The following is a 23712-nucleotide window of genomic DNA, read 5'->3' as shown; positions in this document are numbered from 1 at the left end:
AGCATGGCTACTCCGCAGCATTGGAGAACAGATGCACCAACAGACTGCGGAGTATGAGGGAAATTACATCAATCGACGCTTTTGCGCCGACGAAGATGTAACAAGTACTGCACCGGACCGGAAGCCGCGTAGGCGAGGAAAACCAGCAGCAGGATGCGCGGAGGATCACTGAATACTACGGCGAAGACCAGCACCACGGCCAGGATTGCCACGAAAGGAACCCGCCCCTTGAGGTCCAGCTCCTTGAAGCTGTTGTACTTGATGTTGCTGACCATGAGCATGCCCGCAGCCGCGACCATTAACGCCACCAGGAAGGACATCTTGGATCCCTGGATACCGTAGTCACTGAACGCCCAGACAATCCCTGCCACGACGCCAGCAGCAGCCGGACTGGCCAGGCCAATGAAGTAGCGCTTATCGGCGGTGCCGACCTGGGTGTTGAAACGCGCCAGCCGCAACGCCGCGCCAGCTACATAGATGAAAGCCACCATCCAGCCGACCTTGCCCATGTCGCCCAGCGCCCAACCAAATGCCAGCAAGGCAGGTGCAACACCGAAGGCAACCATGTCCGACAGCGAGTCGTACTCGGCACCGAAGGCACTCTGGGTATTGGTCATGCGCGCGACACGGCCATCGAGACCGTCGAGCACCATGGCGACGAAAATCGCGATGGCTGCGAAAGCAAAATACTTGCTCGCGCCAATCGAATCACCCGCACTCAGGGCGCTCTGTGCGCTCATGGAGTTAATGATGGAGTAAAACCCTGCGAACAGATTCGCAGTGGTGAACAGATTCGGCAGAAGATAGATACCACGATGCCGGACTTTACGGCCTTCAGCGTCATGCCCTTCTTCAACATGCTCATCGATGGGCAGCAGGCTTTCGGCGTCAGAAGCCTGGTTTGGCTCTTCGGGACGTTCGCTCATGGACAATACCTTGCAACGGGGTGGAAAGTTTCGACAGATGTCTGCGGCAACGGTTCGCACCGCAAACGATGCAGCTTTATACCAGAACCGGCCCGCCAAACGAAAAAACGCGGCCTGGGCCGCGTTTTTCGTACAAGGGCGTGACTTAGTTTTTGGCTTTGTCGACGATCTTGTTGGCACCGATCCACGGCATCATGGAGCGCAGTTGCTCACCGATGATTTCGATACCGTGAGCGGCGTTGTTGCGACGCTTGGCGGTCATCGAAGGATAGCCGGTAGCCCCTTCACTGATGAACATCTTGGCGTATTCGCCGTCCTGAATACGTTTCAGGGCGTTGCGCATGGCCTGACGGGATTCGGCGTTGATCACTTCCGGGCCGGTCACGTACTCGCCGTATTCGGCGTTGTTGGAGATCGAGTAGTTCATGTTGGCGATACCGCCTTCGTACATGAGGTCAACGATCAGCTTCAGTTCGTGCAGGCATTCGAAGTAGGCCATCTCTGGCGCATAGCCAGCTTCAACCAGCGTTTCGAAACCAGCTTTAACCAGTTCAACGGTACCGCCGCACAGAACGGCTTGTTCGCCGAACAGGTCGGTTTCAGTCTCGTCCTTGAAGGTGGTTTCGATGATGCCGGTACGACCACCGCCAACACCGGCAGCGTAGGACAGAGCAACGTTCTTGGCGTTGCCCGACGCGTCCTGGTAGATCGCGATCAGGTCAGGGATACCGCCGCCCTTCACGAACTCGGAACGTACGGTGTGGCCTGGAGCTTTCGGCGCGATCATGATCACGTCGAGGTCAGCGCGCGGCACTACCTGGTTGTAGTGGATCGCGAAGCCGTGGGAGAAGGCCAGGGTGGCGCCTTTCTTGATGTTCGGCTCGATTTCGTTCTTGTACAGCGAGGACTGGAACTCGTCCGGGGTCAGGATCATGACCAAGTCGGCCGCTGCAACAGCGGAAGCAACGTCGGTCACTTTCAGGCCGTGAGCTTCGGCTTTGGCAACGGTGGCCGAACCTTTACGCAGACCAACGGTAACGTCAACGCCAGAGTCTTTCAGGTTGCACGCTTGGGCGTGGCCCTGGGAACCGTAACCGATGATGGCAACTTTCTTGCCCTGGATGATCGACAGGTCGCAGTCTTTATCGTAGAAAACTTTCATGAATTTCCCCTATATATCCAGGCCGTTCAGGCCATTCGCTAATTTGGTTTAGATGCTGAGTACTTTGTCGCCGCGCGCAATCCCGGTGACGCCACTGCGTACAGTTTCCAGGATCGAGGCGGTGCCGATGGACTGAATGAAGCTGTCGAGCTTGTCGCTGGTACCGGTCAATTGAACGGTATACACGCTGGCGCTGACATCGACGATCTGCCCACGGTAAATATCGGTGGTGCGCTTGATCTCGGCGCGTTGGGCGCCGGTGGCTTTGACCTTGACCAGCATCAGTTCGCGCTCGATGTGAGCACTCTCCGACAGGTCGACCAGTTTTACCACTTCGATCAGCTTGTTCAGGTTTTTGGTGATCTGCTCGATGATCTCATCATGGCCGACAGTGGTCAGCGTCAGACGCGACAGGGTCGGGTCTTCGGTTGGCGCCACAGTCAGGCTTTCGATGTTGTAGTTGCGCTGCGAGAACAGGCCGACTACGCGAGACAAAGCGCCGGGTTCGTTTTCCAGAAGCAAGGAAATAATGTGCCGCATGATTAAGTACGCTCCGTCTTGCTCAGCCACATATCGCGCATGGAGCCGTCTTTGATCTGCATCGGGTAGACGTGCTCGTTGGCGTCGACCTTGATGTCAAGGAACACCAGGCGATCCTTCATCGCGAACGCTTCCTCCATCATCGGCTTCAAATCCTTCAAGTCGGTGATGCGCATGCCAACGTGACCATAGGCTTCAGCCAACTTGACGAAGTCCGGCAACGATTCCATGTAGGAATGCGAGTGACGCGCACCGTAGCTCATGTCCTGCCATTGGCGGACCATGCCGAGCACGCCGTTGTTGAGCAGAATGATCTTCAGTGGCAAGCCATGTTGCAGACAGGTCGACAACTCCTGAATGTTCATCTGAATGCTGCCCTCGCCGGTCACACAGGCGACTTCAGCATCCGGGAAATTCAGTTTCACGCCCATCGCAGCCGGCAAACCGAAGCCCATCGTGCCCAGGCCGCCGGAATTGATCCAGCGATTCGGCTTGTTGAAACGGTAGTACTGGGCCGCGTACATCTGATGTTGACCCACGTCGGAGGACACATAGGCATCGCCATGGGTCACTTCGCTCAGCGTCTCGATCACAGTCTGAGGCTTGATAATGCTGCCATCACCCTTGTTGTAAGGGAACATGTCGCGATCACCACGCCACTCTTCAATCTGCTTCCACCAGGTGGCTACAGCTTCCTTGTTCGGGGCCTCGCCGATTTCCTTGAAGGTAGCGACCATTTCGGTCAGTACGCTTTCCACCGGACCCACGATAGGAACGTCGGCCTTGATGGTCTTGGAGATCGAAGCCGGGTCGATGTCGACATGAATGATCTTGGCATTCGGGCAAAACTTCGACGCACCATTGATAACGCGATCGTCGAAGCGCGCGCCGACTGCAAGGATCACATCGGCATGGTGCATCGTCAGGTTGGCGGTGTAGCTGCCATGCATACCGAGCATGCCGACGAACTGGCGGTCGTTACCCGGATAGGCGCCAAGGCCCATCAAGGTATTGGTGACCGGTGCGTTCAGCAGTTGCGCCAACTCGGTCAACGGCGCGGAACCGTTGCCCATGATGACGCCGCCACCGGCATAGATGATTGGCCGCTTGGCCGCCAACAGCATTTCCACGGCTTTGCGGATCTGGCCCGAATGGCCACGCACTGCTGGGCTGTAGGAACGCAGCTTGGCTTTTTTCGGGAAGACGTATTCGAACTTCTCGGCCGGATTGGTCATGTCTTTCGGGATATCGACAACGACCGGGCCCGGACGACCGGATTGCGCCAGGTAGAAAGCCTTCTTCATGACTTCCGGGATTTCCGATGGGTGCTTGATCATGAAGCTGTGCTTCACGATCGGCCGGGAGATACCGATCATGTCGGTTTCCTGGAATGCATCCGTGCCGACCATGGTGCTCGGCACCTGGGCGGTCAGAATCACCATCGGGATTGAGTCCATGTACGCAGTGGCGATACCGGTAATGACGTTAGTCGCACCCGGTCCGGATGTCACCAGTACGACACCGGCCTTGCCAGTGGCGCGCGCATAACCGTCAGCCATGTGAGTGGCAGCCTGCTCATGACGGACAAGAATGTGCTGAACGGATGGTTCTTTGAACAGTGCATCGTAGATATGCAATGCGGCACCACCCGGGTACCCATAGATATACTTGACGCCCTCGTCACGCAAAAAGCGGACGATCATTTCACCGCCAGATAAAAGCTCCACGTTGTTCACCTCTAAAACGCCAGAATACCGCCCACATATAAGGGGACGGGTCTTAATAGGTTTACTTCCCAGCAGAGCATGAGCGACGGTGGTCGCCGACTACGTCAGCACTGACTGAGCAAGTATTGGGATCGTCCCAAGTGTTGCGGGCCTTTCCCACCCAGCGCGAGGTAACGCGTTGCGGGTGTAACAGGTCGGCGCGGATGTGCGCCTCATGATCTGCTGAGTGGGTCTGCTTCTGGCAGTCCCTCTACAGCGGACTTTGGATTCTTCTGTTTCGTCCCCTGCAAGTCAAGTCGTCTATGTGCTTTATTGAACTAAGCACATGAGAAAGCAAGAAAAAACCGTGAAACTGCATGAGTGTTAGCTTCAATTGCGCAACCCGAGACAAGGAATTGGACAATCCGCGACGGAGAGAGGAAGTACAGGGAACGATGCGGCGACTGGATGACGTTCAACGGCAGGAGCCGCGCCAGCGAAACGCAGATACGAATAGCGAACAACCGCCAGTAGGCATGCAGGAACCGGGCATGCGCTCATCGCGAACAAGCCCGGTTGCTACAAGGGATCGAACTCAGCGAGAAGCTGTGATCAGCACATCAAACTCTTTGAGCAACATTTGCAACTGCCGATCTTTTCCCTGGACATTACGGCCAGCGAAGACCATTTCGGCCATCTCCTGAATCCCCGATGCACTGGGCAAAGGCAGATCCTGCTCCAGAATCATTTTCATGCGTGGCAAGAAGATCCATTGCAACCACTGCTCGAAATCCAGTGTATCGACCGAAAATGGCTCGACACTGGAAAGCGCCTCTGCGCTTGGCATGACGTCGTCCCACCAGCCCTGAATCCGCAGTTCACGTTCGATCAACAGCAACTGATCGGCAACTTTGTTAAAGCGCTCGTCCATCACGACGTTACCTTGGCCTTCTGACGGGCCAGCGCTGCGCCGGCAGAGTCACCCTGCTTCTCACGCGCCTGAGCGATCAGTTCCCAAAGGTTTGCCTGCAGTGCCGGGCGACCGTTGGCGAAGGTCAGGCCACGACGAGCGAATTGCTCGGCCTGCGGCGCATCACCTTGAGCCATGCGCACTTGCGCCAGGCGATATAGCACTTGTGGCTCACGGGGTGCGACACGCTGGGCGCGCTCGAGGCTCGACGAAGCACCATTGAGATCACCGCTGGACTGTTGTTGCTGCGCAGTCGTCAACAGCGCCAGAACCGGACCGTCCAGTTGCTCGTCGGCGGACAGACCACCGGCGCTGGCCGAAGGAATCCCGCTCGGCGCCGATGGCATGCTGTAGCTGCCTTGATTGATCGGCGCGGACTGAACCGGTGCGGTATCCATCGGGCCCGGTGTAATCGGGCCTGGCGTAATCGGCGTGGTGCTGATCGGCGTTGAAGTCGTTGCACCGCCACCTGGCACCATCACGACAACACCGGTATCACCTTGCGGAATTTCCTGCGGGCGGGTTTGCGCCGGGCGCTTCACCGTCGTCTGACGGAAACCGCCATTGTTCGAGATTCGCTCGCTGTTGGAGACGGCGGTACCGGCGTCTTCTACCGGAATCGAGCCACGTTGTACGGTGGAGCAACCGCTGAGCAAAGCCACGGCGGCAACCGCTGGAATCAACCACTTGTTCACTTGATACCCTCTTTGCTTAATTCATCCAGCCCTTGACCCAATCCATCACCGTTTCGCCGGAAGCGGGGCTTTCGCCACCGCATGCGGCGCCGGGAGGCGGTTCGCTGCCGCGAATATACGGCATCTGTACAGCGCCTGGGCAGTTGGCATCAGAGCCTTGTCCCGTGCGCGAATCGACCCAGGCCTGAACGATATTGTCCGGCTGCGGCATGTCCAATGGGAGTGGATCGGCCTTGCGCATGAAGCTGGTCCAGACCTGCAAGGCACCGGTAGCACCGGTGAATGGTGTCTTGCCATTGTCATCGCGCCCCAACCACACCACCGCGAGCAAGTCCTGGCTGAAACCGGCAAACCAACTGTCCCGCGAATCGTTACTGGTGCCGGTCTTGCCTGCAAGGGTCAAGGTTTTCGGTAACACGTTGTAGACCGAGCTGCCGGTGCCTTCACGCATGACACGCTGCATGGCGCTCTGGATCAGGTAAATGGAAGCCGGATCGAAACGCTGCTGAATCTGGAACGGGTAACGCTTGAGCGGTTCGCCTTCGGCGGTCAGAACACTGCGGATCCCGCGCATCGGCGTGTTGAAACCACCGTTGGCCAGGGTCTGATACATGGTTGCCACTTCGATCGGCGTCATGCCTCCCGCGCCCAGTAGCATGGACGGGAATGCCGGAAACTCGCGACTGACACCCAAGCGCCCCAGCGTCTTCAGAACATTGGGCACACCCACCGCCAGCCCCAGACGTGCGGTCGACAGGTTGTAGGAATGCGCCAACCCCTGATAAAGGAAAACCGTGCCATGAGACCGTCGATCGTAGTTCTGCGGTTTCCAGACCTGACCGTCCGCACCTTTGACCGAGAAGGATTCGTCCGACAGCCAACTGGTCAACGTGTACTGGCTCGGCTTCTCCAGCGCTGTCAGATAAACCGCCGGCTTGATCAACGAGCCGATCGGCCGCACAGCATCCAGAGCACGGTTGAACCCGGCGAAACTGGCCTGACGACTGCCAATCATGGCCTGGACCTCGCCGGTTTCCGGATTGGTGACGACCATGGCCGCCTCGACATCATCAGAACCTTTGCGCCCTGCCAGGCGTTTGAAGGTGTCATTGACCGAAGCTTCGGCTTTCATCTGCAGGATCGGATCGAAACTGGTGAAGATGCGCAGACCTTCTTCCGTCAAGTCTTCGTCACGATAGTCTTCACGCAGCTGACGCTTGACCAGGTCGAGGAAGCCGGGGAACGAGCTGTCCGCAAGGCTGCCACGCTTGGTCACGCCCAGCGGCATCTTCTTCGCGGCTTCGACCTGCTCGGCGGTGGCGACTCCCTGCTCCTGCAAGACATCGAGCACCAGATTGCGTCGCTCGAGCGCGCGCTCCGGGTACCGCCGCGGATTGTAGGACGAAGGCCCCTTGACCATGCCCACCAGCAATGCAACCTGATGCAGTTTGAGCTCGGACAATGGCTGGCTGAAGAAGAACTGGCTGGCCAGACCGAAACCATGCACCGCACGCTGGCCGTCCTGACCGATGAACACCTCGTTCAGATAAGCCTCGAGGATTTCACGCTTGTCGTAATGCAGCTCCAGCAGCAAAGCCATCATGGCCTCGGTGAGTTTTCGGCTCAGGCTGCGTTCGTTGGTCAGGTAGAAGTTTTTGACCAATTGTTGCGTCAGGGTACTGCCGCCCTGGCGCATCCGGCCTGACGAGCCGTTGACCCAGATTGCACGGGCAATCGACTTCGGCGACACACCAAAGTGGTGATAGAAGTCACGGTCCTCAACGGCCACCAGGGTGTCGAGCAAGTACGGCGGCACCTGATCGATCTTGATCAGAATCCGGTCTTCGAGGTTTTTCGGGTACAAGCCACCAATCAACAACGGCTCAAGGCGCACTACCGACAGCTTCGCACCGCTGGTCGCCGACAATTCAGCGACGTAGTCGCCGGAAAAACGTACACGTACCGGTTGCGCCTGCTCCATGCCTTCATAGAACTGGAAGCCACGGGTATTCAGATCAACGGTGTTGCCATTGACCGAGGCCGCACCGGGGCCATTGGCCACGCTTTCACGGCGATAACCCAAGGCGTCGAGTTCGGTGAGAAAGTCATCCCGGCTCAGCTTTTGTCCGACGAACAGCTCAAGTGGACGTGCGTATACCTTGGCCGGAATGGTCCAGCGCTTGCCGGAAAACTTCTCCTGCACAATGGCATCGAGGTAAACCGCGAACCCGGCCAGCACCACCAGGCCGACCAGACTGAGTTTAAGGGCCCAGCCCAGCCAGGGGCGCAGGCCTCTGGAAGGTGGTTTTTTAGGGGTACGGGGAGATCGAGTACGAGTCATGGCGGCGGATTATACGCACTTTATTCATACTCAACAGGAGCCCTCCGAGATTGCGTTAGGCTGGCCAGCCGCCATAATGACGGCCTGTATTTTTCCAGACTCTGAAGGATCGCCAGTGAGCCAGTCCCTGATCGCCGCCCTGCAAAACCCGGCCCTCTATCCGCATCCTGTAGAGGGGTTCCAGCTTATCGAGACCCACATTTCCTGGGTTCTGCTTACCGGCCCTTATGCCTATAAGGTGAAGAAGCCGGTGAACTTCGGCTTCCTCGATTTCACCAGCCTTGAGGCCCGCAAGCATTTCTGTGGTGAAGAACTGCGCCTCAACCAGCGCCTGACTCAGGATCTTTACCTCGAAGTGTTGCCGATTACCGGCAGCGCCGAGGCCCCGCAACTGGGCGGCGATGGTCCGGTCGTCGAATACGCCCTGAAGATGCGCCAGTTCCCGCAGAGCCAGTTGCTCAGCACCCTGCAAGCCAATGGCGAACTGACGCCAGCGCACATCGATGCAATGGCTGAGCAAATTGCCCGCTTCCACCTCAGCGCGCCGAAAGTCCCTGCCGAACACGACGCAGGCACACCGGACAGCGTCATTGCGCCAGTACGACAAAACTTCGAACAAATTCGCCCATTCCTCAGCGACAAGGCCGACCTCCAGCAGTTGGAAGCTTTGCAAGCCTGGGCTGAAACCAGCTTCGAACGCCTCAAGCCGCTGTTTGCACAGCGCAAGGCTGAAGGGTTCATCCGTGAATGCCACGGCGACATCCACTTGGGCAACGCCACGGTGATCGACGGCAAGGTCGTGATCTTTGACTGCATCGAATTCAACGAGCCGTTCCGCTTCACGGACGTGTATGCCGACACCGGCTTCCTGGCGATGGACCTCGAGGACCGTGGCCTGAAAAGCCTGGCACGGCGCTTCATCAGCCAATACCTGGAGCTGACAGGCGATTACCAGGGCCTGGAACTGCTGAACTTCTATAAAGCCTACCGTGCACTGGTTCGCGCCAAGGTCGCCCTGTTCAGCATGCCGGCCGACGCCACTGCGGTACAGCGTGCCACCACGCTGCGCCAGTACCGTAACTACGCCAACCTGGCGGAAAGCTACAGCACCATTCCTTCGCGCTTCATGGCCATCACCCACGGCGTTTCCGCTGTCGGCAAAAGTCACGTGGCCATGCGCCTGGTGGAAGCACTGGGGGCGATTCGCTTGCGTTCGGACGTCGAACGCAAACGTCTGTTCGGCGAGCAGACCGTTCAGAATGACGTGCAGGCCGGTATTTATAGCGCTGATGCCAGCGCAGCGACCTACAGCCGCCTGCACGAAATTGCCCGCGTGATCCTGCACGCGGGCTTCCCGGTAGTGATCGATGCCACTTACCTCAAGCGTGCACAGCGCGAAAGCGCGGCGAAGGTCGCCGAGGCCACTGGCACTCCGTTTCTGATCCTCGACTGCAACGCTCCGCAGGCAGTGATCGAAAGTTGGCTGGCCCTGCGCCAGGCGGATAACAAGGACCCGTCTGACGCTACGCTGGCCGTGATCGAAGCCCAGCAAGCCAGTCGCGAAGCGCTGACGCCGGCAGAAATTCTCTGCAGCAAACGCGTCCAGACCAATGAAAGCGGAACCCTGGACACTGTGGTAGAGCAGATTCGTCAACGCTTGCCGGGCCTGTAGGAAAGTATTTGAGCCGTGAAGCCATCGCCGGCTTCACGGCTGTCAAATACTGGCACTATACTGGCGTCATAAAACCAACAGGTGATATGACATGAGCCATCCCAAACTTCTCGACACCCCGCTTTATGCCTTACTGCACAAAGATGACATCACGGGCTTCAACAAAGAGCGCCCCAAGGATGGACCTATCGACATGGTAGGCGGTGATTTCCGAGGGTTGGACCTGCGTGAGTTGAACGCCGACGGCGTCGACTTTACCGATGCATATTTCCGCTCCGCCGACTTGCGCGGCATCGACTTTCGCAACGCTTCGCTTGAAGGCGCAAGCCTGGCCCACGCGCAGATCTCCGGGACTTACTTTCCGGCAGAACTGAGTGCTGACGAGATTTTGATGTCTATGAATTTCGGCACACGCTTGCGTTATCGCACTCGCTGATCGCCCGTATAAATTGACAAGTCCAGCGCCCCCGCTTCGCGCTGGACTGTGGGTTTATTGACCGAAAATCCTGCCTGTTCCGCGTCTTTTCCCGACGAACTCACTCAAATGCCTGCCTTGCAGCTATCTGCCGCTTAGAAGCGTTTGCGTCGAAAACGACCAAACAATAACGCTTTTCCTGCTGATGGCTACACTCCTCAGAAGCTTGCCCACGCACCATTCGGCCATCGCAAGGAGGCTTGATGAATGATGAATTGCAACACCTGAAGAATCTTGGCAAGACGTCGGCGCAGTGGCTGCATGCCGTGGGCATCCACAGCGCCTCGGACTTGCGTCGCCTGGGGGCGGTGGACGCTTATCGGGCCGTGCGTACGCGGGGGTTCCGGGCGTCGAAGGTGTTGTTATATGCAATCGAAGGCGCCCTGATGGACGTGCATTGGAACGACATTCCCGCCGAACGCAAGGAAGCCCTGAACAAACAGTTGGAAGCTATCTCGTCACGCCACAAAAACTGAACGAGCCCGCTCGCCATGTACCTACTCGGGGAACAACCGGCCTACGCCGACGCACTGATCAATCGACTGCAAAACATTCCTGCTCGGCTACTTGAAGGCTTGGCTCCTTGCGGTCCTTCCCTGGAATTTTCCGCTGTCGAAGACCTTGGCGCCGCCTTACCCAGCGATCAGTTGTTCATGCTGGAGAACGGGCTGCTGCATGGATGCATCAACCATCGCGCCCTGTTCTATCTTCACGAGGGGGATCTCATCGGCCTGCGTCAGGATATGCAATTGCCGCGCTGTCGTTTGCGCAGTGATAACCCGCTGGTGCTGACGCCCTACTTGCGATCCGCGGTGTTCCAGCACATCTATGCCGATCCCCGGCGCTCGGAATTGTTCTTGCAATACATGGCAGGGCAGACCGCTTTGCTGTCCGACGCAGTCGCACGCCTGAAACAGCCGGAGTTTCGCAGCACTCATGGTTTCCAGCGTGTCGCCAGTGGCGAAGCATTGATCCGGCAAGGCGACGAGGCGGACCACGTCCTCGTGATCATTGAGGGGCATGCCGAAGCGTTTGTCGACGGACTGAAAGTCGGCGATGTGCCCAAGGAAGAAATTTTCGGTGCCATGGCGGTATTCACCGGTGAGAGGCGCAACGCCAGCGTTGTCACCAGTGAGCCGAGCACCATCATGCGTATTCCCAAGGATCAGTTCATGAGCCTGGCCCAGAGCAATCCAAAAATCGCCAGCAGCCTGATCAACAGCATGGCCCGACGAATCGACCTGCTTAACAAGCAGGTCGCACAGTTGAGCGCACTGAAAACGCCACATTAAGGCTGAACGTTTACCGGGATTTACAGCAGGCAATCGACAGGATTCAAACAAATGAGAAATGACCGGTTGACTTGATAATGATAATCGATATTATTAACGCAACTGGTCGCGAGACTGGTCGATATTCTGGACAGCCCTTGGTTCGGACTCTCAGATTATCTCCTCATCAGGCTAATCACGGTTATTTGACCCGGCTCATGCCGGGTCTTTTTTTGCCTGGGAGAAAGCAGGAGCTACCCAGTATCCTAGGCAGCAGGCCACTGCATCAGGCATAGACATGCGCCACTTGATCAGTTGTTTGCATTTTTGAACGTCGGCTCGGGTCTATCTGAACATGAGCGACAAAACCTGAGGATGGACATGAAATTTCTTTGTGCCAGTACCGAGCTGGCCGATGCCTCCAGCCGCGGGTTCGAAATCGATGGCCAGAAGCTCTTCGCCGTACGCCGGGCCGGCCAGGTATACGTCTATGTCAATCGCTGCCCGCACCGCGGCGTCGGGCTGGAATGGACCCCGGACCAGTTTCTCGACCCCAGCAACAGCTTGATCCAGTGTGCCACTCATGGCGCCCTGTTTCTGATCGAGAACGGCGAATGCGTGGCCGGGCCTTGTGCGGGACAATCGCTGAAGCGCATCGATTGCCGCGAGGACGCACAAGGCCTCTGGATCAGCCTTTAATCACCGAGCAACACCTCCAGGCGCCGATCGACCCTCATTTCCTCGTGAGTCAATCGCACACCGTACGCCAGCACCTCGACCCCGCACGCCACGGCCTCACGCAGCGCCGCGGCGTAGGCAGAATCGATTTCTTCAGCCGGACGTACAGCATCGATACCGGTCAAGTTCACGCAGTACAACTGCACAGCCCGAACTCCGTCTCGGGCCAAATGCGCCAATTCACGCAAATGCTTGGCCCCTCGCTGCGTCACTGCATCGGGAAACGCGGCTACCGATGAGCCCTCGAAACCCAGCGTGACACTTTTGACTTCCACAAAGGCCGGCCCACCCGGGTAATCAAGACGAAAGTCGATCCGGCTGTTTTCCTGGCCGTAGGCAACCTCGCGCTTAAGACTAGTGAAGCCGTCCAGCTCAGCGATGACTCCGCCGCGAAGCGCCTCCTCCACCAGTCCGTTGGCCCGCGCGGTATTCACGCAAAACAGCCGTCCGTGAGGGGTTTCGCCCACTTCCCATGTTCCCGGCAACTTGCGCTTGGGATCATTGGAGCGGCTGAACCAGACCTGCCCGCCTTCGACCTGACAATTGAGCATCGAACCCGTGTTCGGACAATGAATGGTCAACAACTCGCCGCTAACGGTTTCGATATCGGCGAGAAAACGCTTGTAACGACGAATCAGTCGACCTTCTTCGAGTGGCGGATGGAAACGCATCAGCCTTGCCAGCTCCGCAAACCGCGAGCAATCCGTTGGACCGCCTCGTGCAAACGCTCAAGATTTTGTGTGTAGGCGAATCGCACATGATGCCCGGCTTGGTAACGACCGAAATCCAGCCCCGGAGTAAACGCAACATGTTCGGTTTCGAGGAAGTGGCGACAGAACGCGAAGGCATCACCGCCGAACTTGCTGATATCGGCATACAAATAGAACGCCCCTTCCGGCTCAACGGCAATCCCGAAGCCGAGTTCCCGCAGGGCGGGAAGCAGGAAATCCCGACGACGACCAAACTCGGCGCGGCGCTCTTCCAGAATCTCAATGGTTGCAGGCTCGAAGCATGCCAGCGCAGCGTGCTGCGCCATGCTCGGAGCACTGATGTAGAGGTTCTGGGCGAGTTTTTCCAGCTCACCGACGGCGGCATCCGGCGCGACCAGCCAGCCGAGACGCCAACCGGTCATTCCGAAATATTTCGAAAAACTATTAAGGACAAAGGCACTGTCATCGACTTCCAGCACACTGGCCGCATCGGTGCCATAGGTCAGGCCGTGATAGATCTCGTCCACCACCAGATGACCGTGACGCTCCTTGATCGAGGTCGACAGCGCGGCCAACTCGTCGCGGGTCAAAATAGTCCCGGTCGGGTTGGCCGGTGACGCTACCAGCGCGCCGACACTGTCATGATCCCAATGCCGCTCGACCAGACCCGGGGTCAGTTGATAACGCACCTCAGGGCCGACTGGAACAAGCTGCGCGGCGCCTTCCACCAAGCGCAGGAAATGCCGGTTGCACGGGTAACCCGGGTCCGCCAGCAGCCAATGCTTGCCCGGGTCGACCAGCAACGCACTGGCCAGCAACAACGCACCAGAGCCGCCGGGCGTGATGAGGATCCGCCGCGGGTCGATGTTCAGGCCATAACGCTGCTGATAGAAGCCCGAAATGGCCTCACGCAATTCGGGAATGCCGCGTGCGGCGGTGTAACGGGTCTTCCCCGCTGTCAGCGCTGCCTGGCCGGCGCGAATGATCGGCTCGGCGGTGGTGAAGTCCGGCTCACCGATTTCCAGGTGAATCACATCATGACCGGCCGCTTGCAATTCATTGGCACGCGCCAGCAACGCCATGACATGGAAAGGTTCGATCGCACGACTGCGGGCACTGTAGGACTGAGCCATTGGCCTTCCTTCAACGGGGAAAAGAACCGATTCTACCCAAGCACAGGAACGAGCGAGAACCTAAAGCGGTCACACGCCATACAACCAGGCCAAAAACAACTCATACGAGCCCCTAGGGTTTGACTAAAATCATTACTTGAGCAGCGCTCCAGAACCACCAGACCGCGCTTTGCCGGCGTTTGCAAGCCCCACGGGCCGCAGGCTCGACATCCGGGAGTAGCGCGGTCTGATTTGATCTGGTAAGTTCGCCCGCTTGCAGCCGCAGGGCCGGCAGGTGTCGGTGATGGAGCAATCCTGCGCAGATGGATTACAAGAGTAGAGGCGGTCTATTTCATGTCCACCCAAGCAAAGCAACAAGCGAATCAGGCGATCAGCGGCTTCGAGCCCTATGTTCAGAAAGCTGGCGAAGAGTACATGGGCGAGCCCATGCGCAAGCACTTCATCAAGGTTCTGAACCAGTGGAAAAAAGAGCTGATGGAAGGTGTCGACAAGACTGTGGACCACATGAAGGACGAAGCGGCCAACTTCCCTGACCCGGCAGACCGTGCCAGCCAGGAAGAAGAGTTCGCTCTCGAGCTTCGAGCCCGCGATCGTGAGCGCAAGTTGATCAAGAAGATCGACAAGACGCTGCAACTGATCGAAGACGAAGAGTACGGCTGGTGTGAATCCTGCGGCATCGAGATCGGCGTCAAGCGCCTTGAGGCACGCCCTACCGCTGACTTGTGCATCGACTGCAAGACACTGGCGGAAATCAAGGAAAAGCAAGTCGGCAAGTAATTGCGACTTGAACGAAAAACGGAGCGTGCGAACGCTCCGTTTTTGTTTCTGTACAGGAGCGAGCTTGCTCGCAATGGACGACAACGATAACGCGCGCCGCTTGACGACTCGCGGTGTACAGACGTTTTTTCGCGAGCAAGCTCGCTCCTGCAGCTTGATATGCGCCTCTCCCGACCAAATAACATCGCCCATATGACCGTCATCACCTCCCCCACCTACATCGGGCGCTTTGCCCCCACGCCCAGTGGCCACTTGCATTTCGGTTCGCTGGTCGCGGCGCTGGCCTCGTATCTCGATGCGCGCTCGGTCGGCGGCCGCTGGCTGATGCGCATGGAAGATCTCGACCCTCCCCGTGAAGAACCCGGCGCTCAGGCGGCGATTCTCAAGGCTCTGGAGAGTTACGGGTTCGAGTGGGATGGCGAGATGGTCCGCCAGAGCGACCGCCACGATGCCTACGCCGAAGTACTCAATCGCCTGTTCAGTCAGGGCCTGGCCTACGCTTGCACCTGCTCGCGCAAACAATTGGAGCACTACCACGGCATCTATCCGGGGCTGTGCCGCAATGCCGGGCACGGCACCGAAGATGCGGCGATTCGGATTCGCGTACCTGAACTGGACTACCACTTCATCGACCGGGTGCAGGGAGAATTCCACCAGCACCTGGGCCGGGACGTCGGTGATTTTGTGATCCGTCGCCGCGACGGGCTATACGCTTATCAACTGGCCGTGGTGCTGGACGATGCCTGGCAAGGCATCACTGACATCGTGCGTGGCGCCGACCTGCTCGACTCTACCCCGCGCCAGCTCTATCTGCAGGAGTTGCTCGGCCTGCGGCAACCGCGTTACCTGCACATCCCGCTGATCACCCAGCCCGATGGCAACAAACTGGGCAAATCCTATCGCTCGCCACCGCTCACCGCAGACCAGGCCACGCCGTTGCTGCTGCGTGCCTTGCGCGCACTCGGGCAGAACCCCGGCAACGAACTGGCTTACGCCACGCCACGGGAAGTGCTGAACTGGGGCATCGCCCACTGGGATGCCATGTTGATCCCGCGCACACTGAGCCTGCCCGAGGCACAGCTACAGTGATCTTGCTTGCAGTGGCGCACCCATCCGTTACCATCGCCGCACGTTTTCGGGCACGCGCATAAAAAAGAGAGGCCGGGATGTACATCTATCGCTTGGTCCTGCTCCTGGTAGTGGGGATTTACCTGTTTTCCCCGGCCATCATGGATTGGTGGATCGACGCCACTGGCGCCTGGTACCGGCCTTATTTGCTCTGGCTGATCCTGATCGTCGTGACCTTCATCCTGCAGAGCCAAAAAGATGCCGATGAGCTTTAGCCTGACCCAGATGATCCTGATCAGTGCCGCATACCTGGCGGTGCTGTTTGGCGTAGCCTGGATCAGCGAACGGGGCATGATCCCGCGGGCGATCATTCGCCACCCGCTCACCTACACCCTGTCGCTGGGCGTCTATGCCAGCGCCTGGGCGTTTTACGGCACCGTGGGCCTGGCCTATCAGTACGGATACGGATTCCTGTCCAGCTACCTCGGTGTGTCCGGGGCATTCCTGCTGGCGCCGGTGTTGCTGTATCCGATCCTGAAAATCACTCGCACCTATCAGCTGTCGTCCCTCGCGGACCTGTTCGCGTTTCGCTTCCGCAGCACCTGGGCCGGCGCGCTGACCACGATTTTCATGCTGATCGGCGTGCTGCCATTGCTGGCGCTGCAGATTCAGGCGGTAGCCGACTCCATCGGGATCCTCACTCGCGAACCGGTGCAACATCGCGTGGCCCTGAGTTTCTGCGCCCTGATCACCCTGTTCACGATTTTCTTCGGCTCCCGGCACATTGCCACTCGCGAGAAGCATGAAGGCCTGGTGTTCGCGATTGCCTTCGAATCGGTGATCAAGCTGATCGCCATCGGCGGCGTTGGTCTGTATGCGCTTTATGGCGTATTCGACGGTCCGCAACAGCTCGAACTGTGGCTGCTGCAAAACCAGACCGCCCTCGCCGCCTTGCATACACCGCTGCAGGAAGGCCCGTGGCGCACGCTGCTGCTGGTGTTCTTCGCTTCGGCGATCGTGATGCCGCACATGTACCACATGACCTTCACCGAAAACCTCAACCCGCGCTCGCTGGTCAGCGCAAGCTGGGGCCTGCCGCTGTTCCTGTTGCTGATGAGCCTGGCAGTTCCGCTGATTCTCTGGGCCGGCCTGAAACTTGGCGCCACCACCAACCCGGAATACTTCACGCTGGGTATCGGCATCGCCGCCAACAGCAAGGCCCTGGCGCTGCTGGCCTATATCGGCGGATTGTCCGCCGCCAGCGGCCTGATCATCGTTACCACCCTGGCGCTGTCGGGGATGGCCCTGAACCATCTGGTATTGCCGCTGTACCAGCCTCCGGCCGAAGGCAACATCTACCGCTGGCTGAAATGGACGCGCCGGGCGCTGATCGTCGCGATCATCATGGCTGGCTATGGCTTCTACCTGCTGCTGGGCGCCGAACAAGACCTGGCCAACCTCGGCATCGTCGCCTTTGTGGCCACCTTGCAGTTCCTGCCGGGCGTACTGTCGGTCCTGTACTGGCCGACGGCCAACCGCCGAGGTTTCATCGCCGGGTTGCTGGCGGGGATTCTGGTATGGCTGGTGACCATGCTGCTGCCGCTGGTCGGCAACCTGCAGGGCTTCTACATTCCGCTGCTGAACATGATCTATGTGCTGGACGATACGAGCTGGCACATGGCCGCAATCGCCTCGCTGGCGGCCAACGTACTGATGTTCACCCTGATCTCGCTGTTCACCAACGCCAGCACCGAAGAGGCCAGCGCCGCCGAAGCCTGCGCCGTAGACAACGTGCGTCGCCCACAGCGCCGTGAACTGCACGCCGCCTCCCCCCAGGAATTCGCCACGCAACTGGCCAAGCCCTTGGGCGCCAAGGCCGCGCAGAAAGAGGTCGAGCAAGCCCTGCGTGACCTCTACCTGCCATTCGACGAGCGTCGGCCTTACGCCTTGCGCCGCTTGCGCGACCGGATCGAAGCCAACCTCTCGGGCCTGATGGGACCGAGCGTGGCCCAGGACATGGTCGAGACGTTCTTGCCTTATAAGGCGGGCGGTGAAAACTACGTCACCGAAGACATCCACTTCATCGAAAGCCGCCTCGAGGACTACCACTCTCGCCTGACCGGCCTGGCCGCCGAGCTCGATGCGCTGCGCCGCTATCACCGACAGACCCTGCAGGAATTGCCGATGGGCGTCTGCTCCCTGGCCAAGGACCAGGAAATCCTCATGTGGAACAAAGCCATGGAGGAGTTGACCGGGATCGCCGCGCAACGCGTGGTTGGTTCGCGCTTGAGCACCATTGCGGCCCCGTGGAAAGAACTGCTGCAGGGCTTCATCAACGTACCGGACGAACACTTGCACAAGCAGCATCTGGCCCTCGACGGTCAAACCCGCTGGCTGAACCTGCACAAGGCGGCGATCGACGAACCGCTTGCACCGGGTAACAGTGGCCTGGTGTTACTGGTGGAAGACCTGACCGAAACCCAGATGCTCGAAGACAAACTGGTGCACTCGGAGCGCTTGGCCAGCATCGGTCGCCTCGCGGCTGGCGTGGCCCATGAAATCGGCAACCCGATCACCGGGATCGCCTGCCTGGCGCAGAACCTGCGCGAAGAGCGCGAAGAAGATGGCGAACTCAAGGAAATCAGTGGTCAGATCCTCGAGCAGACCAAACGCGTATCGCGCATTGTCCAGTCGCTGATGAGCTTCGCCCATGCCGGCAGCCATCAGCACAGCGACGAGCCCGTCTGCCTGGCCGAAGTCGCCCAGGACGCCATCGGCCTGCTGGCATTGAACCGACGCAATTTCGAAGTGCAGTTCTACAACCTGTGCGATCCGGACCACTGGGTCGAAGGCGACCCGCAGCGTCTGGCACAGGTGTTGATCAATCTGCTCTCAAACGCCCGCGACGCCTCGCCTCCCGGCAGCGCGGTGCGCGTCAAAAGCGAAGCCGGCGAGCACACGGTCGACCTGATCGTGGAAGACGAAGGCAGCGGAATACCTTCGAGCATCATGGACCGATTGTTCGAACCCTTCTTCACCACCAAGGACCCGGGTGAAGGTACCGGCCTGGGCCTTGCACTGGTCTATTCCATCGTTGAAGAGCATTATGGACAAATCACCATCGACAGCCCGGCTGATGTTCAGAGCCAACGCGGCACCCGTATCCGGGTGACATTACCGCGTCATGTCGAAGCGACGTCCGCTGTGAACTGAGACCGTCGAGAGTATCGAATCAATGCCGCACATTTTGATCGTCGAAGACGAAACGATTATCCGCTCCGCCTTGCGCCGCCTGCTGGAACGCAACCAGTATCAGGTCAGCGAAGCCGGTTCAGTGCAGGAAGCACAAGAACGCTTCACCATTCCCACGTTCGACCTGATCGTCAGTGACCTGCGCTTGCCTGGCGCACCGGGCACCGAGTTGATCAAACTCGGCCAGGGCACTCCGGTGCTGATCATGACCAGCTACGCCAGCCTGCGCTCGGCGGTCGACTCGATGAAGATGGGCGCGGTGGACTACATCGCCAAGCCTTTCGATCACGACGAAATGCTCCAGGCCGTCGCACGCATCCTGCGTGACCGGCAATCGACGCCTGCCAGCGGTGAACCGGTTGCCGGCAAAGTCGCCAACGGCGCGGCAAAACCGGGTACCGACAACAGCAACGGCGAAATCGGCATCATCGGCTCCTGCCCGCCGATGCAGGACCTGTATGGCAAGATCCGCAAAGTGGCGCCGACCGATTCCAATGTCCTGATCCAGGGCGAGTCCGGCACCGGTAAAGAGCTGGTGGCGCGCGCCCTGCACAACCTGTCGAAACGCGCCAAGGCACCGATGATCTCGGTGAACTGCGCGGCCATTCCGGAAAGCCTGATCGAGTCCGAACTGTTCGGTCATGAAAAAGGTGCGTTTACCGGAGCGAGCGCCGGGCGTGCCGGCCTGGTGGAAGCGGCGGACGGCGGCACCCTGTTCCTCGATGAAATCGGCGAACTGCCACTTGAAGCACAGGCCCGCCTGCTGCGCGTACTGCAGGAAGGCGAAATTCGCCGGGTGGGCTCGGTACAGTCGCAGAAAGTCGATGTGCGCCTGATCGCCGCGACTCACCGCGACCTCAAGAGCCTGGCGAAAGTCGGCCAGTTCCGTGAAGACTTGTATTACCGCCTCCACGTGATCGCGCTGAAACTGCCGGCCCTGCGTGAGCGCGGTGCCGACGTCAACGAAATCGCCAATGCATTCCTGGCGCGGCAGAGCGCGCGGATCAACCGCACCGACCTGAAGTTTGCCCCGGATGCCGAGCAAGCCATTCGCCATTACTCATGGCCCGGTAACGTTCGAGAACTGGAAAACGCCGTCGAGCGCGCTGTCATCCTGAGCGAGAGCCCGGAAATATCCGCCGAGCTGCTGGGCATCGACATTGAGCTGAGTGATCTGGAAGACGACGAATTCATCGGCCTGGCACCGCAACAAGGCAACAGTGCCGCCAACAACAGCCACGAGCCGACCGAAGACCTGTCCCTGGAAGACTACTTCCAGCACTTCGTCCTTGAACATCAGGACCACATGACCGAAACCGAGCTGGCACGCAAACTCGGGGTAAGCCGCAAATGCCTGTGGGAACGCCGTCAGCGCCTGGGCATCCCACGGCGCAAGACCGGGGTTGCCAGCGAAAGCTGAACCCCACCTGTCTCATGTGCGGGTAACACATGATTTTGTGAAGAAACTGTTACCTCAGGTTTTTCACGTAACAGAAGCCGGGGCTTACGGTAACGAAGCCCCGGCTTTTTTTGGCCGTCAGCCACCCCACCAGTACAGGCAAGCCCTTGTTTTACTGGGGTTTGTAAAAGTTGGCACGCACCCTGCTATATGTTTGGTACAAGAACAATAACAAGCAATGCACAAGACAATAAAAATAAGACGAATCGACTCACGCACAATAAAAACAAGACGGCGAGAGGCGCAGCTAACTGATTCTTTTGGAGAGGCGTTGTATTTGGGGCTTGCCCCACGACCAGGCCGAGAACAACAAAAAACTGTCTTAAGACAGAGCCTGTACTGGTTGGATCGCAAGATCAACGCAACACAGCGACCAAAGCAATCCGTTTGCTCTTGGCTCCCGATTGGGAGGGTCATGAAGGAAAACTTCATGGCGAGGGCACTTAACAAAAACAAAAAGCCCGAAACCAATAATAAAAACAGAGCATGCAACTACTTCTTGGGGAGCTTCGGCTCCCCTTGTAGTTTCTGGCGAGTGGGCTTGCCCCCGCTGGGTTACGAGGCAATCCCAAGCGATTGAGCGTTTCCGACGTCATGCCACAGTGCCTACCAGACATCTCCCTCAAGCGCTTTCGCAGCTTCCTACACCATCCCCCGACTAAATGCTAGAATCCCCGCCCATCATGCGGTCATTCTTCGTTTTTGGCCGAACATTCCTTCAAACAGTGCATCCCATGCTGAAGAAGCTGTTCCAGTCATTCCGTACTCCCCTGCGTCGTACGCAACACATCCGCAGCACACCTGAAGTGCTTAACAGCGGCCAACACTCGCTGCAAAAGGCGCAATTCAGCCGTTATGCGGTGAATATCGTCGAACGCCTGCAGGGCGCCGGCTACCAGGCCTACCTGGTCGGCGGCTGTGTGCGCGACATGCTGCTAGGCATCACGCCGAAAGACTTCGATGTCGCCACCAGCGCCACCCCTGAACAGGTACGGGCCGAATTCCGCAATGCGCGGATCATCGGGCGTCGGTTCAAATTGGTGCACATCCACTTCGGCCGCGAAATCATCGAAGTCGCGACCTTCCGCGCCAATCACCCGCAAAACGACGAAGAGGAAGACAGCAATCAGTCTTCCCGCAACGAAAGCGGGCGCATCCTGCGCGACAACGTCTACGGCACCCTGGAAGAAGACGCGCAACGCCGCGACTTCACCATCAATGCCCTTTACTACGATCCGGTCAGCGAACGCATCCTCGACTACGCCAATGGCGTACACGACATTCGCAATCATCTGATCCGTCTGATCGGCGATCCGAAGCAACGCTACCAGGAAGACCCGGTCCGTATGCTGCGGGCCGTGCGTTTTGCAGCGAAGTTGAATTTCGGCATCGAGAAACACAGCGCCGTGCCCATCCGCGATCTGGCACCGATGCTGCGCGAAATTCCGTCAGCCCGCCTGTTCGAAGAAGTGCTCAAGCTGTTCCTCTCCGGCCATGCCGCGGACACCTTCGAGATGCTGGTCGACCTGCAATTGTTCGACCCCCTGTTCCCGGCCAGTGCCGAAGCGCTGGAATACAATCCGACCTACACCCACACATTGATCAGCGAAGCGCTGATCAATACTGACTTGCGCATCAAGCAGAACAAACCGGTGACGCCGGCGTTCCTGTTTGCCGCGCTGCTCTGGCCTGCGCTGCCAGCGCGTGTGTTGCGCCTGCAGGAACGTGGCATGCCGCCGATTCCGGCGATGCAGGAAGCGGCCCACGAGTTGATTGCCGAACAATGCCAGCGCATCGCCATTCCAAAACGCTTCACCATGCCGATCCGAGAGATCTGGGACATGCAGGAGCGTCTGCCCCGTCGCAGCGGTAAACGTGCCGACCTGCTGCTGGACAACCCACGATTCCGTGCCGGTTACGACTTCCTGCTGCTGCGCGAAAGCGCGGGCGAGCAGACTGATGGCCTGGGCGAATGGTGGACGGATTATCAGGATGCCAATGAAAGCGAGCGTCGCGACATGATCCGCGACCTCAGCGGCAAGGATGACGGCACCGGCGCACCGCGCAAGCGTCGCCGCAGTGGTGGCTCCAAGCGCAAGCGCGCCGCGGGCGCCTCGAGCAACACGGGCGAATAATCCATGGAACGCATCTACATCGGCATGGGCAGCAATCTGGCGGCCCCCGCCGAACAGTTGCGCAGTGCCGTCGCCGCACTGGCCCGGCTGCCGCGATCGGTACTGGTCGGTGTTTCCGGGTTTTATCAAAGCGACTCGCTGCTTCCTGGACAACCGCGCTACACCAACGCGGTCGCCGCCCTCGACAGTGCCCTGGCACCGCTGGAGCTGCTGGATGCGCTGCAAGCCATCGAGAACGAGCAAGGCCGCGAACGCCTTGAACGCTGGGGGCCACGCACCCTGGATCTCGATATCGTGCTGTTCGGTGATCGGTTGATCGATGAGCCTCGCCTGAAGGTGCCGCACTACCATATGCAGGAACGAGCCTTTGTCCTGTATCCGCTGGCGGAGTTGGCGCCAGCCGATCTGCGTTTGGCCGATGGTCGCTTCCTCAGCGAACTGCTCGCCGCATGCCCGTTCGTCGGCCTGGAACGCCTGCCCCCAAATTGACCCCAATACCCCTGTGGGAGCGAGCCCGTTCCTACATTGGTGCGGTGTCAGTCCTACAGAACTTGCTGAATCGCATCAGTAACCCCGGTAACACCCCAGACGTAACAAGGCGGTAACACACCCAATTGACTTCCCGAGTTCTCCTCACGACTATAGGCGTCCCGTTGCCGTCAACACGGCGTTGAAGGGCGCA

Annotated in this window: 22 protein-coding genes (1 of these 22 cut by a window edge); 12 read left to right on the top strand and 10 right to left on the bottom strand. The window is 58.8% G+C overall.

Annotated elements, in window-relative coordinates; all coding sequences use genetic code 11:
• The 8 genes from msrP to mrcB all read right to left on the bottom strand — a co-directional run.
• On the bottom strand, positions 1-5 hold the start of the coding sequence (gene msrP, locus BLV61_RS19815; protein ID WP_090467028.1) for a protein-methionine-sulfoxide reductase catalytic subunit MsrP. Its footprint begins 1009 nt before the window's first position; the window shows 5 of its 1014 coding nt (coding positions 1-5); the start codon lies at positions 3-5; its stop codon lies off the left edge, out of view.
• 63 nt (positions 6-68) lie between these two features.
• Positions 69-926, bottom strand: a complete 858-nt coding sequence (gene pssA / locus BLV61_RS19810; RefSeq protein WP_090467026.1) for a CDP-diacylglycerol--serine O-phosphatidyltransferase — start codon at positions 924-926, stop codon at positions 69-71.
• A gap of 145 nt (positions 927-1071) precedes the next feature.
• Positions 1072-2088, bottom strand: coding sequence for a ketol-acid reductoisomerase (gene ilvC, locus BLV61_RS19805; protein WP_003228216.1), 1017 nt, complete (start codon positions 2086-2088; stop codon positions 1072-1074).
• A gap of 48 nt (positions 2089-2136) precedes the next feature.
• Positions 2137-2628 (bottom strand): acetolactate synthase small subunit, encoded by a 492-nt coding sequence (gene ilvN, locus BLV61_RS19800; RefSeq protein WP_003205610.1) that lies wholly within the window; start codon positions 2626-2628, stop codon positions 2137-2139.
• A 2-nt stretch (positions 2629-2630) separates the two neighbouring features.
• Positions 2631-4355, bottom strand: a complete 1725-nt coding sequence (locus tag BLV61_RS19795) for an acetolactate synthase 3 large subunit (RefSeq protein ID WP_047539072.1) — start codon at positions 4353-4355, stop codon at positions 2631-2633.
• Between the two features lie 574 nt (positions 4356-4929).
• Positions 4930-5265: a YqcC family protein gene (locus BLV61_RS19790; RefSeq protein ID WP_047533287.1), complete on the bottom strand. Its 336-nt coding sequence runs from the start codon at positions 5263-5265 to the stop codon at positions 4930-4932.
• Positions 5265-5999, bottom strand: a complete 735-nt coding sequence (locus BLV61_RS19785) for a tetratricopeptide repeat protein (protein ID WP_090467024.1) — start codon at positions 5997-5999, stop codon at positions 5265-5267. Before BLV61_RS19785 ends, BLV61_RS19790 begins: the two co-directional genes overlap by 1 nt.
• Positions 6000-6015: 16 nt before the next feature.
• Complete coding sequence (gene mrcB, locus BLV61_RS19780; protein WP_047533292.1) at positions 6016-8340, bottom strand: penicillin-binding protein 1B; 2325 nt, start codon at positions 8338-8340, stop codon at positions 6016-6018.
• A gap of 115 nt (positions 8341-8455) precedes the next feature.
• Here mrcB and BLV61_RS19775 point away from each other — a divergent pair, with 115 nt between their 5' ends.
• From BLV61_RS19775 to BLV61_RS19755, 5 genes are all read left to right on the top strand, one after another.
• On the top strand, positions 8456-10012 hold the full coding sequence (locus tag BLV61_RS19775) for a bifunctional aminoglycoside phosphotransferase/ATP-binding protein (RefSeq protein ID WP_090467022.1): 1557 nt from the start codon (positions 8456-8458) through the stop codon (positions 10010-10012).
• A 91-nt stretch (positions 10013-10103) separates the two neighbouring features.
• Positions 10104-10448, top strand: a complete 345-nt coding sequence (locus BLV61_RS19770) for a pentapeptide repeat-containing protein (protein WP_047533298.1) — start codon at positions 10104-10106, stop codon at positions 10446-10448.
• Positions 10449-10690: 242 nt separating this feature from the next.
• Complete coding sequence (locus BLV61_RS19765; RefSeq protein WP_007971093.1) at positions 10691-10963, top strand: TfoX/Sxy family protein; 273 nt, start codon at positions 10691-10693, stop codon at positions 10961-10963.
• A 15-nt stretch (positions 10964-10978) separates the two neighbouring features.
• The gene (locus BLV61_RS19760) at positions 10979-11779 is read left to right on the top strand and encodes a Crp/Fnr family transcriptional regulator (protein ID WP_090467020.1); all 801 of its coding nucleotides are present in this window, start codon (positions 10979-10981) and stop codon (positions 11777-11779) included.
• Positions 11780-12139: 360 nt separating this feature from the next.
• Positions 12140-12457 carry a Rieske (2Fe-2S) protein gene (locus tag BLV61_RS19755; protein ID WP_047539073.1) on the top strand — a complete coding sequence of 106 codons (318 nt, stop codon included), beginning with the start codon at positions 12140-12142 and terminating at the stop codon, positions 12455-12457.
• Here BLV61_RS19755 and sfsA read toward each other — a convergent pair.
• Together sfsA and BLV61_RS19745 are read right to left on the bottom strand one after the other, a co-directional pair.
• Positions 12454-13167: a DNA/RNA nuclease SfsA gene (gene sfsA, locus BLV61_RS19750; protein ID WP_090467018.1), complete on the bottom strand. Its 714-nt coding sequence runs from the start codon at positions 13165-13167 to the stop codon at positions 12454-12456. The two genes, BLV61_RS19755 and sfsA, sit on opposite strands and share 4 nt — an antisense overlap.
• Positions 13167-14339 (bottom strand): pyridoxal phosphate-dependent aminotransferase, encoded by a 1173-nt coding sequence (locus BLV61_RS19745; RefSeq protein ID WP_047533308.1) that lies wholly within the window; start codon positions 14337-14339, stop codon positions 13167-13169. Before BLV61_RS19745 ends, sfsA begins: the two co-directional genes overlap by 1 nt.
• Positions 14340-14672: 333 nt before the next feature.
• Between BLV61_RS19745 and dksA the strand changes: the two genes are divergently transcribed.
• The 7 genes from dksA to folK all read left to right on the top strand — a co-directional run bounded on the left by dksA (position 14673) and on the right by folK (position 23519).
• Positions 14673-15116 (top strand): RNA polymerase-binding protein DksA, encoded by a 444-nt coding sequence (dksA, locus tag BLV61_RS19740; protein WP_047533311.1) that lies wholly within the window; start codon positions 14673-14675, stop codon positions 15114-15116.
• Between the two features lie 192 nt (positions 15117-15308).
• Complete coding sequence (gluQRS, locus tag BLV61_RS19735; RefSeq protein ID WP_090467016.1) at positions 15309-16205, top strand: tRNA glutamyl-Q(34) synthetase GluQRS; 897 nt, start codon at positions 15309-15311, stop codon at positions 16203-16205.
• Positions 16206-16282: 77 nt separating this feature from the next.
• Positions 16283-16459 (top strand): hypothetical protein, encoded by a 177-nt coding sequence (locus BLV61_RS19730; RefSeq protein WP_003176118.1) that lies wholly within the window; start codon positions 16283-16285, stop codon positions 16457-16459.
• On the top strand, positions 16443-19397 hold the full coding sequence (locus BLV61_RS19725) for a sensor histidine kinase (RefSeq protein ID WP_161793941.1): 2955 nt from the start codon (positions 16443-16445) through the stop codon (positions 19395-19397). Before BLV61_RS19730 ends, BLV61_RS19725 begins: the two co-directional genes overlap by 17 nt.
• Positions 19398-19419: 22 nt before the next feature.
• Positions 19420-20856 carry a sigma-54-dependent transcriptional regulator gene (locus BLV61_RS19720; RefSeq protein WP_047533330.1) on the top strand — a complete coding sequence of 479 codons (1437 nt, stop codon included), beginning with the start codon at positions 19420-19422 and terminating at the stop codon, positions 20854-20856.
• A gap of 773 nt (positions 20857-21629) precedes the next feature.
• On the top strand, positions 21630-23030 hold the full coding sequence (locus BLV61_RS19715; protein ID WP_047533333.1) for a polynucleotide adenylyltransferase PcnB: 1401 nt from the start codon (positions 21630-21632) through the stop codon (positions 23028-23030).
• 3 nt (positions 23031-23033) lie between these two features.
• A complete protein-coding gene (gene folK, locus BLV61_RS19710; RefSeq protein WP_090467012.1) occupies positions 23034-23519 on the top strand; it encodes a 2-amino-4-hydroxy-6-hydroxymethyldihydropteridine diphosphokinase in 486 nt (161 codons plus the stop codon).
• The last annotated feature ends 193 nt before the right edge of the window (positions 23520-23712 follow it).

The sequence above is a fragment of the Pseudomonas mohnii genome, from assembly GCF_900105115.1.
Classification (GTDB): Bacteria; Pseudomonadota; Gammaproteobacteria; order Pseudomonadales; family Pseudomonadaceae; genus Aquipseudomonas; species Aquipseudomonas mohnii.
The sequence above is the reverse complement of the archived record's forward strand: the minus strand, read 5'-3'. Positions and strand labels throughout refer to the sequence as shown.